A 20,365-nucleotide genomic window follows, 5' to 3' on the forward strand; every position below is an offset into this window, starting at 1 on the left:
GCTCGCGGCTCAGGAACGGCTGCGCGACAGGTCCGCAGGCAAGTACTTGCCCAGTTCGAACTTGCCGACCGCCGCCCGGTGCACTTCATCCGGGCCATCGGCCAGCCGCAGGGTGCGCTGCATGGCGTACATATAAGCCAGCGGGAAATCACTGGAAACCCCGGCACCGCCATGCATCTGGATCGCCCGGTCGATCACTTTCAGAGCGACGTTGGGCGCAACCACTTTGATCTGTGCAATTTCGCTTCTGGCGACCTTGTTACCCGCAGTATCCATCATGTAAGCGGCCTTGAGGGTCAGCAGCCGGGCCATGTCGATTTCCATCCGCGAGTCAGCGATTTTATCGACATTGCCACCCAGCCTAGCCAGCGGCTTGCCGAACGCCACGCGGTCGATGGCACGCTTGCACATCAGCTCAAGCGCTCGCTCAGCCATGCCGATGGAGCGCATGCAATGGTGGATACGCCCAGGACCCAGCCGCCCCTGGGCGATCTCGAAACCCCGACCCTCGCCCAGCAGCACGTTCGCATAAGGCACGCGGACGTTGTCGAACAGCACTTCGGCGTGCCCGTGGGGTGCGTCGTCATATCCGAAGACCGGCAGTGACCGGACGATCTTCACGCCGGGCGTGTCGACCGGCACCAGAATCATCGAATGCTGCTGGTGACGCGGCCCGTCGGGATTGCTCAGGCCCATGAAAATCAGAATTTTGCAGCGCGGGTCACAGGCCCCGGAGGTCCACCACTTACGTCCGTTGATGACCCACTCCTCGCCGACACGTTCGGCGCGCGCGGCCATATTGGTGGCGTCCGACGACGCGACATCAGGCTCGGTCATGGCAAAGGCCGAGCGAATCTCGCCGCGCAACAGCGGTTCGAGCCAGCGTTGTTTCTGCTCCTCGCTGGCATAGCGCACCAGCACTTCCATGTTGCCGGTGTCAGGCGCAGAACAGTTGAATGGCTCCGACCCCAGCATGGAACGGCCCATGATTTCCGCCAGCGGTGCGTATTCCAGATTGCTCAGCCCGGCCCCTCGTTCGGACTCCGGCAAAAACAGATTCCACAACCCTTCGGCTTTGGCCCTGGCCTTGAGTTCTTCCATGATCGCAGTGGGCTGCCAGCGATCACCCTCGGCCACTTGCTGCTCGAAGACCGGCTCGGCGGGATAAACGTAAGCCTCCATGAACGCGGTGACGAGCTCACGCAGTGCCTGCACCTTCGGGGAGTATGCGAAATCCATGGGCCGCTACCTTTTCGATCAGAATGTCGATGTTGTGACGCGGATGCTAGAGAACCTCCAGTCATTTATCTAATCTATTCTCAGCGTGTATTAACATTCATAACCCATATATGATTCTTCAATGCTGTATCACGCCCAGTCCTGATCAACAGCGAACCACAATAACAGTACGAGGCGCCCAACCCATGAACCTGAGCAAGGTCGATCTCAACCTATTCATTGTCTTCGACGCCATCTACACCGAGGCCAACCTGACCCGCGCCGGGCAGATCGTCGGCATTACCCAGCCCGCCGTTTCCAACGCGCTGGCGCGCTTGCGCGAGACGTTCAACGACCCGCTGTTCGTGCGTACGGCACAGGGCATGGTGCCGACGCCGATGGCGCAGAACATCATCGGTCCGGTGCGCAATGCGCTTTCGCTGCTCAGGGTGTCGGTGCAGGAAAGCCGTATATTCAATCCGTTGCAGGCCAACAAGAACTACCGCATCAGCATGACCGACCTGACCGAGGCGGTGATCCTGCCTGTGCTGTTCCAGCGGCTGCGACGCCTGGCGCCTGCCGTCACTATCGAAAGTTTTCTGTTCAAGCGCCGTGAAACCACCAAGGAACTCGCAGCCGGTCGGCTGGACTTCGCCGTGGACGCGCCGCTCAATACCGACCCGCAGGTGCGTCACGTCAAGCTGATGGAAGACCGCTACGTGTGCAGCATGCGCAAGGGCCACCCGTTGGCGGGCAAGACCGCGCTGACGCTGGATGATTATCTGGCGCAGGCGCACATTCATATTTCCAGCCGCCGTAGCGGGCTGGGCCACGTGGACCTGGCACTGGGCAAGATGGGCATCCAGCGCAAGATTGCGCTACGCTCGCAGCACTACCTGATGGCCATTCAGGTATTGCAGCAGACCGACATGGTCATGACCGTACCGGAGCGCTTCGCCCGGCGTAACGATCTGCATTATGTGTACTTGCCGATCAATGATGTTCCCTCGGTTGAAACCCACCTCTACTGGCACGAAAGCACCGATCAGGACCCCGCCAACCGCTGGATGCGCGAGCAGATCATCGAGCTGGCCCAACGGGTCGTCGCCCAAGAAAAAGTGTGAGGAGCCAGGGCAAGCTTCAAGCTTCAAGCTCCTGACTTGTAGCTTGAGGCTTGTAGCTTGAGGCTTGTAGCTTGACGCATACGTCAAGCAACCGTACGTTAGAGCCGAAGTCCCGCCGAGCGTCGCCATGAGCAGTCACACCTACAGCATTTCCGAGCTCGCCCGCGAGCTTGACATCACTACCCGCGCCATCCGTTTCTATGAAGAGCAAGGCATGCTCAGCCCTGAGCGCAAGGGGCTGGAGCGCATCTACTCGGCGCGCGACAAAGTCACTCTGAAACTGATCCTGCGCGGCAAGCGGATCGGCTTCTCGCTGGCCGAATGCAAAGAGCTGATTTCGCTGTACGACCCAAGCGGCGGCAATCAAAAACAATTGCAGACCATGCTCGGCAAGATCACCGAGCGTCGTGCACAGCTGGAACAGCAACTGCTGGACATCCAGCAGATGCAGCTGGAACTGGACACCGCCGAAGAGCGCTGCCGCGCCGAACTCGATAAAACCGCTGCCACGCCAACCTGACCCTACGGGCACTGCCATGTCTCTCCCGCAAAAAGTGAATATCGTTGAAGTCGGCCCGCGTGACGGCCTGCAGAATGAAGCACTGCCGATCAGCATCGAGGACAAGGTGCGCCTGGTCGACGACTTGAGCGCAGCCGGGCTTGGCCACATTGAAGCCGGCAGTTTCGTGTCGTCTCGATGGGTGCCACAGATGGCAGGCTCGGCCCAGGTGTTGGCGCAAATCCAACGCCGCGAAGACGTGATTTACTCGGCCCTGACGCCGAATCTGCGCGGGTTCGAAGACGCGCTGGCGGCCGGCGCCGGAGAAGTTGCAGTGTTCGCGGCGGCAAGCGAAGCCTTCTCTCAACGCAACCTGAACTGCTCGATCAGCGAAAGCCTGGAGCGCTTCGCACCGATCATGGCAGCGGCGCGTCTGCATGGCTTGCGGGTCAGGGGTTATGTGTCCTGCGTGTTGGGCTGCCCGTATGAGGGCAATGTCTCCCCCGAACAGGTCGCCTCAGTGGCCAACGAACTGCATGCGATGGGCTGCTACGAAATCTCGCTGGGTGACACCATCGGCATCGGCACGCCCGGTGCTGCCCGCGCCCTGTTCAATGCAGTCGCGGCACACATCCCTCGCAGCAAGCTGGCCGGACATTTTCACGATACTTACGGCCAGGCGCTGGTGAATATCTATGCCGGTCTCGAAGAAGGCATCCAGGTTTTCGACAGCTCTGTCGCAGGCCTCGGCGGTTGCCCGTATGCCAAAGGCGCAAGCGGCAATGTCGCCACCGAAGACGTGCTGTACATGCTGCGCGGGCTGGGTATCGAGACAGGCGTCGATCTCGATCAGGTCATCTCGGCCGGTCAGCGTATTTGCGAGGTGCTGGGGCGCGACAATGGTTCGCGTGTGGCCAAAGCGCGGCTGTCAGCCTGACAACCGTCACCGGTCGGCAACAGGGTGCGACACATTGTCACGGAGTGTTACCCTGCCCGCGTCTTGTCGAGACAAATGGGTAACACGGAAACAAACGACACCAGAATCAGTTGATTCGATGCTCGGAAAATTCCTCAAACATCCGGTTTCCGGGGACTTTGAAAAACTGGCACGGGTCCTGCTATATCTTTCGTAGAACAAGAATAAAAGTACGCAACAACCCAATAAAAACAATACGTACCGGCTCTGACATAACAAGAACAACACGGACAGAGACGTAGCTAACAGATTTTTTTGGAGTGGATAGCTTTCTGAATGACCTGCCTTGCAGGACGTTCGCAGCCAGACAGAGAACAACAAAACTGCCCCGAGGCAGCTCCCGTATTGGTTGGATCAATGCGATGAAAGTGGCATCAGCGCTCAAAAAAATACGTTTGCTCTTGGTCCCGTTTGTGGATCGCTCAAAAAAGATGTGAAGGGCCAGGTCGCCAAAAACAACAACAGGCCTCCCGACAAACAAAAACGAGCATAGCAACATACCTTGAAGGGGAGCCCAGGCTCCCCTTCGTGCTTTCCGGGAGTTGCCTGTGCTGGCACGCAGGCCCCCATCTATAGTTTATCCCCCACCCACAGCTCTCGCCGCTTCCTGAAGCCCATGATCGCGTTAAACAGAACGTTGACAGCGCTCATCCGCAGGCTTACGTTAACGTAAAGGTCATAGCCAATCCGTTTAAAATCAATTCCAAGAATAAAACAGGAACGCTGCTCATGAGTTACCTCAGCCTGAACTTCGCCCTGGGCGAAACCATCGACATGCTCCGCGATCAGTTGCAATCATTCGTGGCCGCAGAGCTCTCCCCCCGTGCTGCGCAGATCGACAGGGATAATCTGTTTCCGGCCGACATGTGGCGCAAACTCGGTGAGATGGGCGTGCTGGGCATCACTGTCAGCGAAGAATACGGCGGCGCGGGCCTCGGGTATCTGGCGCATGTGGTCGCCATGGAAGAGATCAGTCGTGGCTCAGCATCGGTGGCGCTGTCCTACGGCGCGCATTCCAATCTGTGCGTCAACCAGATCAACCGTAACGGCAACCCCGAGCAGAAAGCCCGTTACCTGCCCCGGCTGGTCAGCGGCGAGCACGTTGGCGCGCTGGCAATGAGCGAACCCAATGCCGGCTCGGACGTGGTGTCGATGAAGCTGCGGGCAGACAAGCGCGGTGACCGTTACATTCTCAACGGCAGCAAAACCTGGATTACCAATGGTCCGGATGCCGACACTTATGTGATCTACGCCAAGACCGACCTGGCGAAAGCCGCGCATGGCATCAGTGCGTTTATCGTCGAGCGCGACTGGAAAGGCTTCTCGCGCGGCAGCAAGTTCGACAAGCTCGGCATGCGCGGCTCCAATACCTGCGAACTGTTTTTCGACGATGTCGAAGTGCCAGAAGAGAACCTGCTGGGCGCACTCGACGGTGGCGTTCGCGTGTTGATGAGCGGCCTGGATTACGAGCGTGTGGTCCTCTCCGGCGGGCCAACCGGCATCATGCAGGCCTGCATGGACGTGGTGGTTCCGTACATTCACGACCGCAAACAGTTTGGCCAGAGCATCGGTGAGTTTCAGCTGATTCAGGGCAAGGTTGCCGACATGTACACCCAGCTCAACGCCAGCCGGGCTTATCTGTACGCGGTTGCTCAGGCTTGCGATCGGGGCGAAACCACCCGCACGGACGCCGCAGGCGTGATCCTGTACAGCGCCGAGCGGGCGACCCAGATGGCACTGGACGCGATCCAGATTCTTGGCGGCAATGGCTACATCAACGAGTTTCCGGCCGGTCGACTGTTACGCGACGCCAAGCTGTACGAAATCGGTGCAGGCACCAGCGAAATCCGGCGCATGCTCATCGGTCGCGAACTGTTTAACGAAACCCGTTGATTCCGGAGCTCTCATGGCCATCCTGCACACCCGAATCAACCCGCGCTCCGACGAATTCTCGCGCAACCGCGCGGCGTTGCTATTGCAAGTCGAAGACTTGCGCAGCCAACTGAACAACGTCCAGCAAGGCGGCGGGCCAAAAGCCCAGGAACGTCATACCTCGCGCGGCAAGCTGCTGCCACGTGAGCGCATCAACCGCCTGCTGGACACCGGCTCGCCGTTCCTGGAAATCGGTCAACTGGCTGCGCACGAGGTGTATGGTGAAGACGTCCCGGCGGCCGGTGTGATTGCCGGCATTGGTCGGGTGGAAGGCGTCGAATGCATGATCATCGCCAATGACGCCACGGTGAAAGGCGGCTCCTACTACCCGCTGACCGTCAAAAAGCATCTGCGGGCGCAGACCATCGCCCAACAGAATCGCCTGCCATGCATTTATCTGGTGGATTCCGGCGGTGCCAACCTGCCGCGTCAGGACGAAGTGTTCCCGGATCGTGAACACTTCGGGCGGATCTTCTTCAATCAGGCCAACATGAGCGCTCAGGGCATTGCGCAGATTGCCGTGGTCATGGGCTCTTGCACCGCGGGTGGAGCTTATGTTCCGGCCATGGCCGACGAAGCGATCATGGTGCGCCAGCAAGCGACCATTTTTCTGGCTGGCCCGCCGCTGGTGAAAGCCGCCACGGGCGAAGTGGTGAGTGCCGAGGACCTCGGCGGTGCCGACGTGCATTGCCGCACGTCCGGGGTGGCCGATCACTATGCCGACAGCGACGAACACGCGTTGGCACTGGCACGGCGCAGTGTTGCCAACCTCAACTGGCGCAAGCAGGGTCAGTTGAACGTCATCACGCCCACCGCCCCGTTATACGCCAGTGACGAGCTGTACGGCATCATCCCGACCGACATCAAGCAACCGTCTGACGTGCGTGAAGTCATCGCCCGGCTGGTCGACGGGTCGGTGCTCGATGAATTCAAGGCGCTGTTCGGCACCACGCTGGTCTGCGGCTTCGCTCATCTGCACGGTTACCCGATAGCCATTCTGGCCAATAACGGCATTCTGTTTGCCGAGGCCGCCCAGAAAGGCGCGCATTTCATCGAACTGGCCTGCCAGCGCGGCATTCCGCTGCTGTTTCTGCAGAACATCACCGGTTTCATGGTCGGCCAGAAGTACGAAGCAGGCGGCATCGCCAAGCATGGCGCCAAACTGGTCACCGCCGTGGCCTGCGCCAAGGTGCCGAAATTCACAGTGATCATTGGCGGCAGTTTCGGCGCCGGTAACTACGGCATGTGTGGCCGCGCCTACGATCCGCGTTTTCTGTGGATGTGGCCCAACGCGCGCATCGGCGTGATGGGCGGCGAACAGGCCGCAGGCGTACTGGTGCAGGTCAAGTGCGAACAGGCTGAACGTGCCGGACAGGCATTCAGTGCGCAACAGCAGGCCGAGCTGAAACAGCCGATTCTCGATCAGTATGAACACCAGGGTCATCCGTATTACTCCAGCGCCCGTCTGTGGGACGACGGCGTCATCGACCCGGCACAGACCCGCGACCTCCTTGCGCTGGCTATCTCCGCCTCGCTCAACGCGCCCATCGAGCCGACGACCTTCGGCCTGTTCCGCATGTAAGCGGGGAAATAACCATGACCTCATTCGCTACCCTGGAACTGATTGACGATCCGCGAGGCTTCGCCACGCTCTGGCTGAATCGCCCGGACAAGAACAATGCGTTCAACGCGCAAATGATTCGCGAGCTGATCATTGCCCTGGATCAGCTGCAGGCCGATACCCGCCTGCGTTTTCTGGTGCTGCGTGGCCGCGGCCGGCATTTCAGCGCAGGCGCCGACCTGGCCTGGATGCAGCAGGCCGCCGATCTGGACTACAACACCAATCTGGACGATGCACGGGAGCTGGCCGAGTTGATGTACAACCTCGCCAGACTGAAACTCCCGACGCTGGCCGTGGTGCAGGGTGCAGCCTTTGGCGGCGCGCTGGGCCTGATCAGTTGTTGCGACATGGCCATCGCTGGTGAAGATGCGCAGTTCTGCCTCTCTGAAGTACGTATCGGCCTCGCCCCGGCGGTCATCAGCCCGTTCGTGGTGCAGGCCATTGGTGAGCGTGCGGCACGTCGCTATGCGCTGACCGCCGAACGCTTCGACGGCCAGCGTGCGCAGCAGATCGGCCTGATCGCCGAGTGCTATGCAAGCGCGGAACTGGAAGCCAAAACGACCGAATGGATCGATAACCTGCTGCTCAACAGCCCGCAGGCCATGCGTGTCAGCAAGGAATTGCTTCGTGAAGTGGGCAGTGGCGAGTTGACGCCTGCGCTGCGTCGTTACTGTGAAAGCGCCATATCCCGCATCCGCACCAGCGCCGAAGGCCAAGAAGGCCTGCGCGCTTTTCTGCAGAAGCGTGCGCCGGGCTGGCAGCGTGCGCCTGACGAACAGGCCAGCGAGCGCCCTGCCCCGACCGAACCCCACAAGGACTCGCAATCATGAGCACGCCACAGCTGAACACGCTGTTGATCGCCAATCGGGGCGAAATAGCCTGTCGCATCATGCGCAGCGCGAAAAACATGGGCCTGACCACGGTTGCCGTGCACAGCGCCATCGACCACGATGCGCGGCATAGCCGGGAAGCGGATATCCGCGTGGATCTGGGTGGAAGCAAAGCCGCAGACAGCTACCTGATGATCGACAAGCTGATCGACGCCGCACGGGCGAGCGGCGCGCAAGCGATCCATCCCGGTTATGGTTTTCTTTCCGAAAACGCCGATTTCGCGCGAGCTGTAGAAGACGCCGGGTTGATATTCCTCGGCCCACCCGCCTCGGCCATTGATGCCATGGGCAGCAAGTCGGCAGCCAAAACATTGATGGAAAACGCGGGGGTGCCTTTGGTGCCGGGCTATCACGGCGCTGCGCAAGACGGCGAAACATTCGCGGCGGCTGCCGAACGAATCGGCTACCCGGTCTTGCTCAAGGCCACCGCTGGCGGCGGTGGCAAAGGCATGAAAGTGGTCGAACAAGCCAGCGAACTGGCAGAAGCGCTGGCTTCGGCGCAGCGTGAGGCGCAGTCGTCGTTCGGCGATGCGCGAATGCTGGTGGAAAAATACGTGCTTTCACCGCGTCACGTCGAGATTCAGGTGTTTGCCGATCAGCACGGTCATTGCCTGTACCTCAATGAGCGCGACTGCTCGATTCAGCGCCGCCACCAGAAAGTGGTCGAAGAGGCGCCGGCACCGGGTCAGACGACTGAGTTGCGCAAAGCCATCGGTGAGGCGGCAGTCAAGGCGGCGCAGGCGATTGGCTACGTAGGCGCGGGCACTGTGGAATTCCTGCTGGACGCACGCGGCGAGTTCTTCTTCATGGAGATGAACACGCGCCTGCAAGTCGAGCACCCGGTGACCGAATACATTACCGGGCTGGATCTGGTCGAGTGGCAGATCCGCGTGGCGCGTGGTGAGCCGCTGCCGATCACTCAGGCGCAGGTTCCGCTGATCGGGCATGCCATCGAAGTGCGGCTCTACGCTGAAGACCCGGCCAACGACTTCCTGCCCGCGACCGGCACGCTGAACCTGTATCGCGAACCTGTCCAAGGCATCGGCAGACGTGTGGACAGCGGCGTGGCCGAGGGTGACAGTGTTTCCCCCTTCTACGATCCGATGCTCGGCAAGCTGATCGCCTGGGGCGAGACGCGTGAAGAAGCGCGTCTGCGCCTGCTGGCGATGCTCGACGAGTGTGCGGTCGGCGGAGTCAGGACCAATCTGGCGTTTCTGCGGCGCATTATCGCCCACCCGGCGTTTGCCGCCGCCGAACTGGACACCGGCTTCATTGCGCGCCATCAGTCTCAGCTGCTGCCCGGCACCATCGAACTCAGCGAGGTCTTCTGGCAGGTGGCTGGCGAAGCGTTCAGCCAAAGCGAACCGGCCCGGATCCACCCGGCTGACCCGCATTCACCCTGGTCATCCCCAAGCGGCTGGCGCGCAGGCATGCCAGCCGAGCGCGATCTGCAATTGAGTTGCAACGGCCAGACCCGCACCGTCCGCCTGCGCAACAGCAGCGCATCATTGTTCGCGCTGGATGGCGACTGGTTGAGCATTGAGTGCAACGGCGTGCGCCGTCACCACTTGGCGATCCGTCGCGGCGACACGCTTTATCTCAAATGGGAGGGAGACCTGCACACCCTCAGTAAAGCAGACCCGGTGGCCCAAGTGGACGCGGGCCAAAGCCAGCAAGGCGGCTTGATTGCGCCTATGAACGGCAGCATCGTGCGCGTATTGGTCGAGACGGGACAGGCAGTCGAGGCCGGAGCGCAATTGGTGGTACTGGAGGCGATGAAGATGGAACACAGCATCCGCGCAGCCAGCGCCGGCGTGATCACTGCGCTGTACTGCCGGGAGGGCGAAATGGTCGCTGAAGGTGCGGTACTGGTGGAGATGGCCTGAACCATCCGTGCGCGCAAAAACCTGGCCCAGCGCTTATCAAGCGTGGGAGCGAGCCGGGCGACGCTTCGCTGGCTCGCGAAGAGGCCAGTGCAGCAGCTTTATGACGCTAGCGCCACATTTTGCAGCGCAACCAAAAACGCCCCGGCCAGGCCAGAGCGTTTCTTTGCAGCAAAAACGACTCAGTAGTAAGCGTTTTCTTTCTGCGTATGGTCCGTCACATCGCGAACACCCGACAGCTCGGGAATACGCTCGAGCAACGTGCGCTCGATGCCCTCTTTGAGGGTCACATCGGCCTGACCACAGCCTTGGCAGCCACCGCCAAATTGCAGAACGGCGATATGCTTCGCCTCTTCTTCGACCACGTCGATCAGGCTAACCTGACCACCGTGGCTGGCAAGGCCCGGGTTGATTTCGGTTTGCAGGTAGTAGTTGATACGCTCGTTGATCGGGCTGTCGGCGTTGACCATCGGAACCTTGGCATTTGGTGCCTTGATGGTCAGTTGGCCGCCCATGCGATCGGTGGCGTAGTCAACGACCGCATCGTCCAGAAAAGCCTCACTGAAACCGTCGATCCAGGCCGTGAAACTCTTCAGGCCGATGGCCTTGTCTTCGGGCTTTTCTTCGCCCGGCTTGCAGTAGGCGATGCAGGTTTCGGCATATTGAGTGCCGGGCTGGGTGATAAACACGCGGATGCCGATGCCTGGGGTATTCTGCTTTTCCAGCAGATCGGCCAGATAATCGTGGGCGGCATCGGTAATAGTGATAGCGGTCATGAATATTCCTCGCAGACGTGCGTGCAGTTTACGCCAATCGGCCGCCGCACACAAAGTCCTAGTATTTTTGTCAGGTTAACGCCTGCGCTCGATTGACCTGCCGCCGCCCGTCCAGCCAGCCCTTGATGCGCTGATAAAGGCCCTTCTCTATCCACTCGTAGCTGACCCACGCGCCGATGGCGATGATCGGCACGCAGAATGCAAACACAACATAAGGACTCAGGCCGAAGCGTTGCGCCATCAGTAAACCGCCATATAACACCAGCACGTGCAGCAGATACACCGAGTAGGAGCAGTCCCCCAACACTTTGAGCAGGCGGCTGCCTCTGAAATACGGTTCCAGGGAGATACACGACAGCACGATCAACGCGCTAGGCAGGCCCCAGTTGAGTAACCGTTGCTCGTTGGTCAGGTTATTGATCGCATACAGCCCCACCGCGATGCCGGCCAATGGCAACCACAGGGCATTGCGAATCAGGCCACGGCGATAAAGGATGCCGATGCCAATACCCAGCAGGAACTCGTAAACAATGTCATTGCCGTAAAAGCGGCTGATCAGGCCAGCCTTCGCCAGCACCTCACAGACGGCGAACAGCGCAGCCGCAATGATCAGCGGTCGATGGCGCTGCTCGAACAGAAACACCATCGAAAACAACAGATAGAAGAACATTTCGTAGTTGAGCGTCCAGCCGACGTTCAGCGTCGGGTACAGGCCATAACCGCCGGGGTTTTCCGAGGGAATGAAGATCAGCGACAGAAGAAAGTTCTGCCAGCCGATGACCTGATGCGGCAGCATCGGTGCTGCAATCAACAGCAGCAAGCCCATGGCGACGGTATACAGCCAATAGGCCGGAACGATTCTGATCAGGCGGTGCAGAATGAAGCGCCGTGCAGGTATTTCCTTGTCTTGCGTGGACAGAAAGATCACCAGACCGCTGATGACGAAAAAGATATCGACGCCGACGGCGCCTTTGGAAACAAAAAACTCACCGATAGGACCACTGGCCTTAAAGTCGAAAAAAATCTGCATGAAGTGGTGGCATACCACAAACCATGCAGCAAATGCCCGCAGGGCCTGAACCGAAATCAACATCACTGAAACCTCTGCTGCCTGACTTTCAACCACTGCCCCAAAAAACCCGGTGGCACATGGCGCGCCCCATTTCCGACCCCGCTTTTGAAAAAAAGATCGCAAAAAAAGCCTCTCGTTCAGGAAACGACGATGGCCGCAGGCCATACCCCGCAATGCATGCAGCGCTAAAGTGCGCTGGTCCGATACCTGTGGCGCTGTTTGCCAAAGCGCAGAGCACTGTCATGTCAACCGCCCTCTTAACATGAATGAATTTCATGCAAAAGGCACATCTGCACCAAAAGCGTTCCGGTTTGTTATCATCGCGCTCTTTAAAGCATCGACCTTCTCAAGGTAGCCCCCATGTCTGACCGCAGCGCCCGCCATCAAGCCTTTCTCGACGCTCTCAAACAGAGGATTCTGATCCTCGATGGTGGCATGGGCACGATGATTCAGAGCTACCGGCTCGAAGAGCAGGACTACCGGGGCAAGCGTTTCGCCGACTGGCCGAGCGATGTCAAAGGCAACAACGACCTGTTGATCCTGACTCGCCCCGATGTGATCGGCGCGATTGAAAAAGCCTACCTCGATGCGGGCGCCGACATTCTCGAAACCAACACGTTCAACGCCACCCAAGTGTCCCAGGCCGATTACGGCATGGAATCGATCGTCTATGAGCTGAACGTCGAAGGCGCTCGTCTGGCGCGCAAGGTGGCAGACGCCAAGACCCTCGAAACCCCCGAAAAACCGCGGTTTGTCGCCGGTGTGCTGGGCCCGACCAGCCGGACCTGCTCGCTGTCACCGGACGTCAACAACCCCGGCTATCGCAACGTCACGTTCGATGAACTGGTGGAGAACTACACCGAAGCCACCAAGGGCCTGATCGAAGGCGGCGCTGACCTGATTCTGATCGAAACCATTTTCGACACATTGAACGCCAAAGCCGCGATTTTTGCCGTACAGGGCGTATTCGAAGAGCTGGGCGTCGAACTGCCGATCATGATTTCCGGCACCATCACCGACGCCTCGGGGCGCACGCTGTCCGGGCAGACCACCGAAGCGTTCTGGAATTCGATCAGCCACGCCAAACCGATCTCGGTTGGTTTGAACTGCGCATTGGGCGCGAGCGAGCTGCGTCCTTATCTGCAAGAGCTGGCCAACAAGGCCAATACGCATGTGTCTGCGCACCCCAACGCCGGCCTGCCCAATGCTTTCGGTGAATACGACGAATTACCGAGCCAGACCGCGAAGATCATTGAAGAATTCGCCCAAAGCGGCTTTCTGAACATCGTCGGCGGCTGCTGCGGCACCACGCCTGCGCACATCAAGGCGATTGCCGAAGCCGTTTCCGGCTACGCGCCGCGTGAGATTCCGGATATCCCGAAAGCCTGTCGCCTGTCAGGTCTCGAACCGTTCACCATCGATCGTCAGTCGCTGTTCGTCAACGTCGGCGAGCGCACCAACATCACCGGCTCTGCCCGCTTTGCCCGCCTGATTCGTGAAGACAACTACACCGAAGCGCTGGAAGTCGCCCTGCAGCAGGTCGAAGCCGGTGCCCAGGTGATCGACATCAACATGGACGAAGGGATGCTCGACTCGAAGAAGGCCATGGTGACCTTCCTCAACTTGATCGCAGGCGAGCCGGATATCTCTCGCGTGCCGATCATGATCGACTCCTCCAAATGGGAAGTGATCGAAGCCGGCCTGAAGTGCATTCAGGGCAAGGGCATCGTCAATTCGATCAGCATGAAAGAAGGCGTCGAGCAGTTCATCCATCATGCTCGCCTGTGCAAGCGTTATGGCGCTGCGGTGGTGGTCATGGCGTTCGATGAACAGGGCCAGGCCGATACCGAGGCGCGCAAGAAGGAAATCTGCAAACGTTCCTACGACATTCTGGTCGACGAAGTGGGCTTCCCGCCGGAAGACATCATTTTCGACCCGAACATCTTTGCCATCGCCACCGGCATCGAAGAGCACAACAACTACGCCGTCGACTTCATCAATGCCTGTGCCTACATCCGTGATGAACTGCCGTACGCCCTGACCTCGGGCGGTGTGTCCAACGTCTCCTTCTCGTTCCGCGGCAACAATCCGGTGCGCGAGGCGATTCACTCGGTGTTCCTGCTGCATGCGATCCGTAACGGCCTGAGCATGGGCATCGTCAATGCCGGGCAGCTGGAAATCTACGATCAGATCCCGGCCGAGTTGCGTGATTGCGTGGAAGACGTGGTGCTCAACCGCACGGCGGACGGCACCGACGCCCTGCTGGCGATTGCCGACAAGTACAAGGGCGACGGCAGCGTAAAAGAAGCCGAAACCGAGGAATGGCGCAGCTGGCCGGTCAATCAGCGGCTGGAACACGCGCTGGTCAAGGGCATCACCACGCACATCGTGCAGGACACCGAAGAATCGCGCCTGGGCTTCACCCGCCCCATCGAGGTAATCGAAGGCCCCCTGATGGCGGGCATGAACGTGGTGGGCGACCTGTTCGGCGCGGGCAAGATGTTCCTGCCGCAGGTGGTCAAATCGGCCCGCGTGATGAAGCAGGCGGTGGCGCACTTGATCCCGTTCATCGAACTGGAAAAAGGCGACAAGCCCGAAGCCAAGGGCAAGATCCTCATGGCCACGGTCAAGGGCGACGTTCACGACATCGGCAAGAACATTGTCGGCGTGGTGCTGGGCTGTAACGGTTATGACATTGTCGATCTGGGCGTGATGGTGCCTGCCGAGAAAATCCTGCAGGTGGCCCGCGACGAGAAGTGCGACATCATCGGTCTGTCCGGGCTGATCACCCCGTCGCTGGACGAAATGGTGCACGTTGCCCGTGAAATGCAGCGTCAGGACTTCCACCTGCCGTTGATGATCGGCGGCGCAACCACCTCCAAAGCGCACACGGCAGTCAAGATCGAGCCCAAGTACAGCAACGATGCAGTGATTTACGTCACCGACGCGTCCCGTGCCGTCGGCGTCGCGACGCAGTTGCTGTCCAAGGAGCTGAAACCGGCGTTCATCGAAAAGACCCGCCTGGAATACATCGAAGTGCGCGAGCGCACCTCGGCCCGCAGCGCGCGCACCGAACGCCTGAGCTATGGCGCAGCGGTGGCGAAAAAGCCGCAGTTCGACTGGGAAAACTACATCCCCGCCAAGCCGACCTTCACCGGCACTCGCGTTCTGCAGGACATCGACCTGAACGTGCTGGCCGAATATATCGACTGGACACCGTTTTTCATCTCGTGGGACCTGGCCGGCAAGTACCCGCGCATCCTGACCGACGAAGTGGTCGGTGAGGCCGCTACCGCGTTGTTTGAAGATGCTCGGCAGATGCTGCGCAAGCTGATCGACGAGAAGCTGATCAGCGCGCGTGCGGTGTTCGGTTTCTGGCCAGCCAATCAGGTCAACGATGACGATCTGCAAGTCTACGCTGATGACGGCAAACCGCTGGCAACACTTCATCACTTGCGTCAGCAGACCATCAAGCCTGACGGCAAGCCGAACTTATCGCTGGCCGACTTCGTCGCGCCCAAAGACAGCGGCCTGACCGACTACATTGGTGGCTTCATCACCACCGCCGGCATCGGTGCCGAAGAGATTGCCAAGGCCTATCAGGACAAAGGCGACGACTACAACTCGATCATGGTCAAAGCGCTGGCCGACCGCCTCGCCGAGGCCTGCGCCGAATGGCTGCACCAGCAGGTGCGCAAGGAATACTGGGGCTATGCCAAAGACGAAGCGCTGGACAACGAATCGCTGATCAAGGAGCAATACATGGGTATTCGCCCGGCTCCTGGCTATCCGGCATGCCCTGATCACACGGAAAAAGGCACTCTGTTCGCCCTGCTCGATCCGCTCCCCGAAGGCACCCCGGAGCATACGCCAGGTAAAAGTGGTGTATTCCTCACCGAGCATTACGCGATGTTCCCTGCGGCGGCAGTCAGCGGCTGGTATTTCGCTCATCCGCAGGCGCAGTATTTTGCAGTGGGCAAGGTCGACAAGGATCAGGTCGAAAGCTACACGGCGCGCAAAGGCCAGGACCTGAGCGTGACCGAGCGCTGGCTGGCACCCAACCTGGGCTACGACGAGTAATGCCCTCATAGGTGCAGCCGACACCCGTTCGGCTGCACCTGTGACACCAGCCGCCTACTGGCTGCCTTGCGCGGCCGGCGGCAACATGCCTTTCAGCGAAAACGGCGACTTCTCACCCGATGCCTGCGCGTCAAAGGCTCGTGTGTCGAGCTGGTAACGTTCGTTGCGGGCCGCCTCCAGAAAGCGCTGCGTATCCTGCGGCTCGACCAGGTGCACAACGTCGATGGTTCGCGCCCCCAATGGCTGACGAGCATGCAACTGGGTGGCATCGTAGCGATGCAGAAGAATGATGGCCCAGCCTCCCAGGGTGAAATGGCCGGTGGCAACCACGCTGAGGCTGCCATTCAATTGCGCTTGCAATGAAAGGGCCGTGCCGTTGATGGCGCTGAATACCATGTCCCTGCCCGGCAGACCGCCGCGCTCGCGCAAGGCTTCCATGGCGCCAAATGCCATCAGTTCATTGGCCGCCCATACCAGACGAATGTCCGGGTGGCGCTTGAACAGTACGCGGGCCTGCTCCAGCGCCCGATCACGCCGCCATCCGCTGAGGACGATTTGCCGCAGATGCACGTCGGGGTGTTCGGCAACAGCACGCAGCATGCCCTTTTCACGCAGCAGCGAAACGGCGGTGGTATTGGTTCCGGAAAAGGCCAGCATTTCAACGGTCGCCCCCTCGGTAGAACGAGGCGCGAGGCTGATGAGCCGCTTGGCGGTCAGGTAACCGCCCTCCTCGTCATTGCCGACCAGGCTGCCGATGAAATCCGGATAGCGAACCTGCAGATCGCCCAGAATGCGCATCTGGTCGGCGGTCAGCGTGTTATTGACCGCAAACAGCTTGACCCCGCTGCCGATGGACAGGCGCAGGATCTCCGGAGCCACGTTCAGCTCGTTGGAGAACAGCAGATAGTCCGGCCGCTCGTCGCCCTGCAAGGTTTTCCGTGCCATGGCGATCAAGGTTCGTGTGTCGCGATCGGTGTAGAGTATTTTAAGAGACATGCCGGTTGTGAGGGCAGCCGTCTGCATCACCCTTGAATAGCTCTGCCAGTAACCGTCGGTTTCCGAACCGGGGCTTATGAACACCACAGAAGCGGCACCTGAAGTAGCGGACCACAGCCAGCCGAGCACGATCAGCCATCGGAGACACGCCTTCATACCATTGAGCCTTGAGACACCAGCGATTAGTCGCTTTACAGGCGAGCTATCGGCCGCACCTGCAAGGTTCTGGAGGCAAGGGCAAATCTTTATCCGGAAGGTTACCGGCTGCTGACCCAGAACAGCGCGGCGGCAACGGCCAGAATGACAATGAAAAGAATAGCCCAGGCATCAACAGACTTGCTTGGCTTGGTTACTTTCGGGTGCTTGCTCATCGCATCGCCTCTTGTCGGTTTTGTAGGTGATTGCACATGAAAAATCAGGTCTGGCCACTTTCTTCACGGTAACAACCTCAGTTAAGTCGAGTCTTGACCACACGGCAAGCAGGGATATGAACCCGCGTCGAATTGCTTATCGCTTTTAGTGATTTGCATATATATAAACATCACTTTTATCGATATCTGCAAACTGCTATCGTCGCCTCCGCTCCCCGGGGAGTGCGCGGCCGTGCGCGCAGAATTGACCAGATGAAGCAGGCAGACAGCGAACGACAGGTGTTGCCGCCCGGACTTTCACGCGACTGACCTGCTTCATGACGAAGCCTGAGAACAGGACCTATATGTACGTATACGACGATTACGATCAGAGGATCATCGAGGACCGCGTCAAGCAGTTCCGGGATCAGACCCGCCGCTATCTGGCCGGGGAGCTGAGCGAGGAAGAGTTTCGACCGTTGCGCCTGCAAAACGGGCTGTATGTTCAGCGTTTCGCGCCGATGCTGCGCGTCGCCGTACCGTACGGCCAACTGACGTCGCGCCAGGCGCGCATGATGGCAAAGATCGCTCGCGATTATGACAAGGGCTACGCGCACATCAGCACCCGTCAGAATGTGCAGTTCAACTGGCCGGCGCTTGAAGACGTGCCGGATATTCTTGCCGAGCTGGCAACCGTGCAGATGCACGCCATCCAGACCAGCGGCAACTGCCTGCGCAACGTGACCACCGACCAGTTTGCCGGGGTTGCCGCCGATGAGCTGATCGACCCGCGCCCATGGTGCGAGATCGTTCGTCAGTGGACCACCTTTCACCCGGAGTTTGCCTACCTGCCGCGCAAATTCAAGATCGCCATCAACGGCTCGACCAGCGACCGCGCAGCGATCGAAGTTCATGACATCGGGCTTGAACCGGTGCATAACGACGCTGGCGAACTGGGCTTCCGGGTCCTGGTCGGTGGCGGGCTGGGCCGTACTCCGGTGGTCGGCGCGTTCATCAACGAGTTTCTGCCGTGGCAGGACCTGCTTAGCTACCTGGACGCCATTTTGCGGGTCTATAACCGCTACGGTCGTCGCGACAACAAGTACAAGGCGCGCATCAAGATTCTGGTCAAGGCATTGACCCCTGAAGTGTTCGCGGCGAAAGTCGAGGCGGAGATGGCCCACTTGCGTGGCGGCCAGACCACCCTGACCGAAGCCGAAGTGCAGCGCGTCTCGCGGCATTTCGTCGACCCGCAATACAAGGCTCTCAGCGATCAACACGCTGAACTGGCCGCGCTCGATGCCCAGCATCCGGGCTTCGCCCGCTGGCGTCAGCGCAATGTACTGGCTCACAAGAAGCCGGGCTACATTGCGGTGACCCTGTCGCTCAAGCCAACCGGCGTGGCGCCGGGCGACCTGACCGACAAACAGCTCGACGCCGTCGCCGATCTGGCCGACCGCTACAGCTTCGGTCAGCTGCGCACTTCCCACGAGCAGAACATCATCCTTGCCGATGTCGAGCAGGCCCAATTGTTCGCACTGTGGAACGAGCTGCGCGAAAACGGCTTTGCGACCCCTAACATCGGCTTGTTGACTGACATTATCTGCTGCCCGGGTGGTGATTTCTGCTCGCTGGCCAACGCCAAGTCGATCCCGATTGCCGAATCCATCCAGCGCCGCTTCGACGATCTGGATTACCTGTTCGATATCGGTGAGCTGGACCTGAATATTTCCGGCTGCATGAACGCCTGCGGTCACCACCACGTCGGCCACATCGGCATTCTGGGCGTCGACAAGAAAGGCGAAGAGTTCTACCAGGTTTCGCTCGGCGGCAGTGCCAGCCGTGATGCGAGCCTGGGCAAGATCCTTGGCCCTTCGTTCGCCCAGGACGCGATGCCGGACGTGATCGAGAAGCTGATCGACGTCTACGTCGAGAAGCGTAACGAAGACGAACGCTTCATCGACACCTTTCAGCGTATTGGCATTGACCCTTTCAAGGAGCGCGTCTATGCAGCGAATCATTAAGAACAACGAGGTCATCGACGAAACCTGGCATCTGCTGCCCAAGGAGACGACCTTTGACAGCCTGTCCAACTGCGACGATCTGATCGTTCCGCTGGCGCTGTGGCGCGAGCATTCGCACGCCCTCAAGGCACGCGACGGCGGCCTGGGTGTGTGGCTGGACAGCGACGAAGAAGCGGAAGAAATCGGTGCTGATGTCGACCAGTTTCAGGTCATTGCCCTGAACTTCCCTGCGTTCACCGACGGCCGCAGCTTCTCGAACGCGCGTCTGTTGCGTGAGCGTTATGGTTACAAGGGCGAGCTGCGGGCGATTGGCGATGTGTTGCGTGACCAGTTGTTCTACATGCGTCGCTGCGGCTTCGACGCTTTCGCGGTGCGTGCTGACAAAGATCCGTATGAAGCGCTGGAAGGCCTGAAGGATTTTTCGGTGACGTACCAAGCGGCAACTGACGAGCCATTGCCGTTGTTCCGCAGGCGCTGATTCTCGCCACCAGCTTACTCCGGATTATGACTAGCGTGCCGACGCTCTGCGTCCTCTTTTGTGGCGCTGCGCGTCACAAAAGGGCTCTGCGACGTCAGGTAGATTTAGATAAGACTCAAGTCACCTTTTCGCCCCTCGGCGAGTGACTTTGAAGGATCAAAGTAACCAAAATCCCGGCTCCGTTTCCGGCCCGACTTCGTCGAGTTCCTTCGTCCTGACACTGATCCGGGGGCCGCCGCAACGGGCCATCCATGGCCCGGTGCGGCTTGCTCGGCGTCCTGCCTCGCATCCCCCGGATCAGCGCCAGGACTCAGCCGTCACTTACGTCGCGATAGGCGTCGTCAGTCCCATCGTGATAAAAAAGCGCTTTTGTTTATATGCATAGTCGGGGGATATCGTTCAGCACGCTCCAGCGTGGAAACGCAGTTCTGGACGCTCTGCGTCCG

At 59.6% G+C, this 20,365-nt stretch carries 14 protein-coding genes and 1 pseudogene; 10 read left to right on the forward strand and 5 right to left on the reverse strand.

From position 1 onward, the window contains the following. Nucleotides 1–9: 9 nt before the first annotated feature. The gene (locus BLT55_RS08735) at nucleotides 10–1,239 is read right to left on the reverse strand and encodes an acyl-CoA dehydrogenase (RefSeq protein WP_055000523.1); all 1,230 of its coding nucleotides are present in this window, start codon (nucleotides 1,237–1,239) and stop codon (nucleotides 10–12) included. Nucleotides 1,240–1,424: 185 nt separating this feature from the next. Here BLT55_RS08735 and BLT55_RS08740 point away from each other — a divergent pair, with 185 nt between their 5' ends. The 3 genes from BLT55_RS08740 to BLT55_RS08750 all read left to right on the forward strand — a co-directional run bounded on the left by BLT55_RS08740 (nucleotide 1,425) and on the right by BLT55_RS08750 (nucleotide 3,778). Beyond that, nucleotides 1,425–2,342, forward strand: a complete 918-nt coding sequence (locus BLT55_RS08740) for a LysR family transcriptional regulator (protein WP_055000522.1) — start codon at nucleotides 1,425–1,427, stop codon at nucleotides 2,340–2,342. A 127-nt stretch (nucleotides 2,343–2,469) separates the two neighbouring features. Next, nucleotides 2,470–2,862, forward strand: coding sequence for a MerR family transcriptional regulator (locus BLT55_RS08745; RefSeq protein ID WP_007251841.1), 393 nt, complete (start codon nucleotides 2,470–2,472; stop codon nucleotides 2,860–2,862). Nucleotides 2,863–2,878: 16 nt separating this feature from the next. After that, nucleotides 2,879–3,778, forward strand: coding sequence for a hydroxymethylglutaryl-CoA lyase (locus BLT55_RS08750; protein ID WP_055000521.1), 900 nt, complete (start codon nucleotides 2,879–2,881; stop codon nucleotides 3,776–3,778). Between the two features lie 281 nt (nucleotides 3,779–4,059). Here the strand turns inward: BLT55_RS08750 and BLT55_RS33920 are convergent. After that, nucleotides 4,060–4,316: pseudogene (locus BLT55_RS33920) on the reverse strand (hypothetical protein). Between the two features lie 230 nt (nucleotides 4,317–4,546). Here BLT55_RS33920 and BLT55_RS08760 point away from each other — a divergent pair. Genes BLT55_RS08760 through BLT55_RS08775 form a run of 4 tightly spaced genes read left to right on the forward strand, consistent with a single transcriptional unit; the run spans nucleotide 4,547 to nucleotide 10,146 of the window. Then, nucleotides 4,547–5,710 (forward strand): isovaleryl-CoA dehydrogenase, encoded by a 1,164-nt coding sequence (locus BLT55_RS08760; RefSeq protein WP_074800309.1) that lies wholly within the window; start codon nucleotides 4,547–4,549, stop codon nucleotides 5,708–5,710. Between the two features lie 13 nt (nucleotides 5,711–5,723). Next, nucleotides 5,724–7,331, forward strand: a complete 1,608-nt coding sequence (locus tag BLT55_RS08765) for a carboxyl transferase domain-containing protein (protein WP_054999343.1) — start codon at nucleotides 5,724–5,726, stop codon at nucleotides 7,329–7,331. Nucleotides 7,332–7,339: 8 nt separating this feature from the next. Continuing rightward, nucleotides 7,340–8,200: a gamma-carboxygeranoyl-CoA hydratase gene (locus tag BLT55_RS08770; RefSeq protein WP_054999344.1), complete on the forward strand. Its 861-nt coding sequence runs from the start codon at nucleotides 7,340–7,342 to the stop codon at nucleotides 8,198–8,200. Then, nucleotides 8,197–10,146, forward strand: a complete 1,950-nt coding sequence (locus tag BLT55_RS08775) for an acetyl/propionyl/methylcrotonyl-CoA carboxylase subunit alpha (RefSeq protein WP_054999342.1) — start codon at nucleotides 8,197–8,199, stop codon at nucleotides 10,144–10,146. Before BLT55_RS08770 ends, BLT55_RS08775 begins: the two co-directional genes overlap by 4 nt. A 179-nt stretch (nucleotides 10,147–10,325) precedes the next feature. Here the strand turns inward: BLT55_RS08775 and nfuA are convergent, their stop codons facing one another. Then, entirely contained in the window at nucleotides 10,326–10,919 is a 594-nt protein-coding gene (gene nfuA / locus BLT55_RS08780) for a Fe-S biogenesis protein NfuA (RefSeq protein ID WP_007251835.1), read from the reverse strand. 70 nt (nucleotides 10,920–10,989) lie between these two features. Beyond that, nucleotides 10,990–12,012: an acyltransferase family protein gene (locus tag BLT55_RS08785; protein WP_054999341.1), complete on the reverse strand. Its 1,023-nt coding sequence runs from the start codon at nucleotides 12,010–12,012 to the stop codon at nucleotides 10,990–10,992. Between the two features lie 339 nt (nucleotides 12,013–12,351). On the opposite strand from BLT55_RS08785, the gene metH reads away from it, so the two are divergent. Then, entirely contained in the window at nucleotides 12,352–16,071 is a 3,720-nt protein-coding gene (gene metH / locus BLT55_RS08790) for a methionine synthase (protein WP_054999340.1), read from the forward strand. A gap of 54 nt (nucleotides 16,072–16,125) precedes the next feature. Here the strand turns inward: metH and BLT55_RS08795 are convergent, their stop codons facing one another. Next, nucleotides 16,126–17,223, reverse strand: coding sequence for an ABC transporter substrate-binding protein (locus tag BLT55_RS08795; protein ID WP_054999339.1), 1,098 nt, complete (start codon nucleotides 17,221–17,223; stop codon nucleotides 16,126–16,128). A 559-nt stretch (nucleotides 17,224–17,782) separates the two neighbouring features. Here BLT55_RS08795 and BLT55_RS08800 point away from each other — a divergent pair. Next, on the forward strand, nucleotides 17,783–19,441 hold the full coding sequence (locus BLT55_RS08800; protein WP_054999338.1) for a nitrite/sulfite reductase: 1,659 nt from the start codon (nucleotides 17,783–17,785) through the stop codon (nucleotides 19,439–19,441). Beyond that, nucleotides 19,425–19,919 (forward strand): DUF934 domain-containing protein, encoded by a 495-nt coding sequence (locus tag BLT55_RS08805; RefSeq protein ID WP_007251828.1) that lies wholly within the window; start codon nucleotides 19,425–19,427, stop codon nucleotides 19,917–19,919. The genes BLT55_RS08800 and BLT55_RS08805 overlap by 17 nt, the downstream gene beginning before the upstream one ends. The last annotated feature ends 446 nt before the right edge of the window (nucleotides 19,920–20,365 follow it).

The organism is Pseudomonas cannabina (assembly GCF_900100365.1).
Taxonomy (GTDB): domain Bacteria; phylum Pseudomonadota; class Gammaproteobacteria; order Pseudomonadales; family Pseudomonadaceae; genus Aquipseudomonas; species Aquipseudomonas cannabina.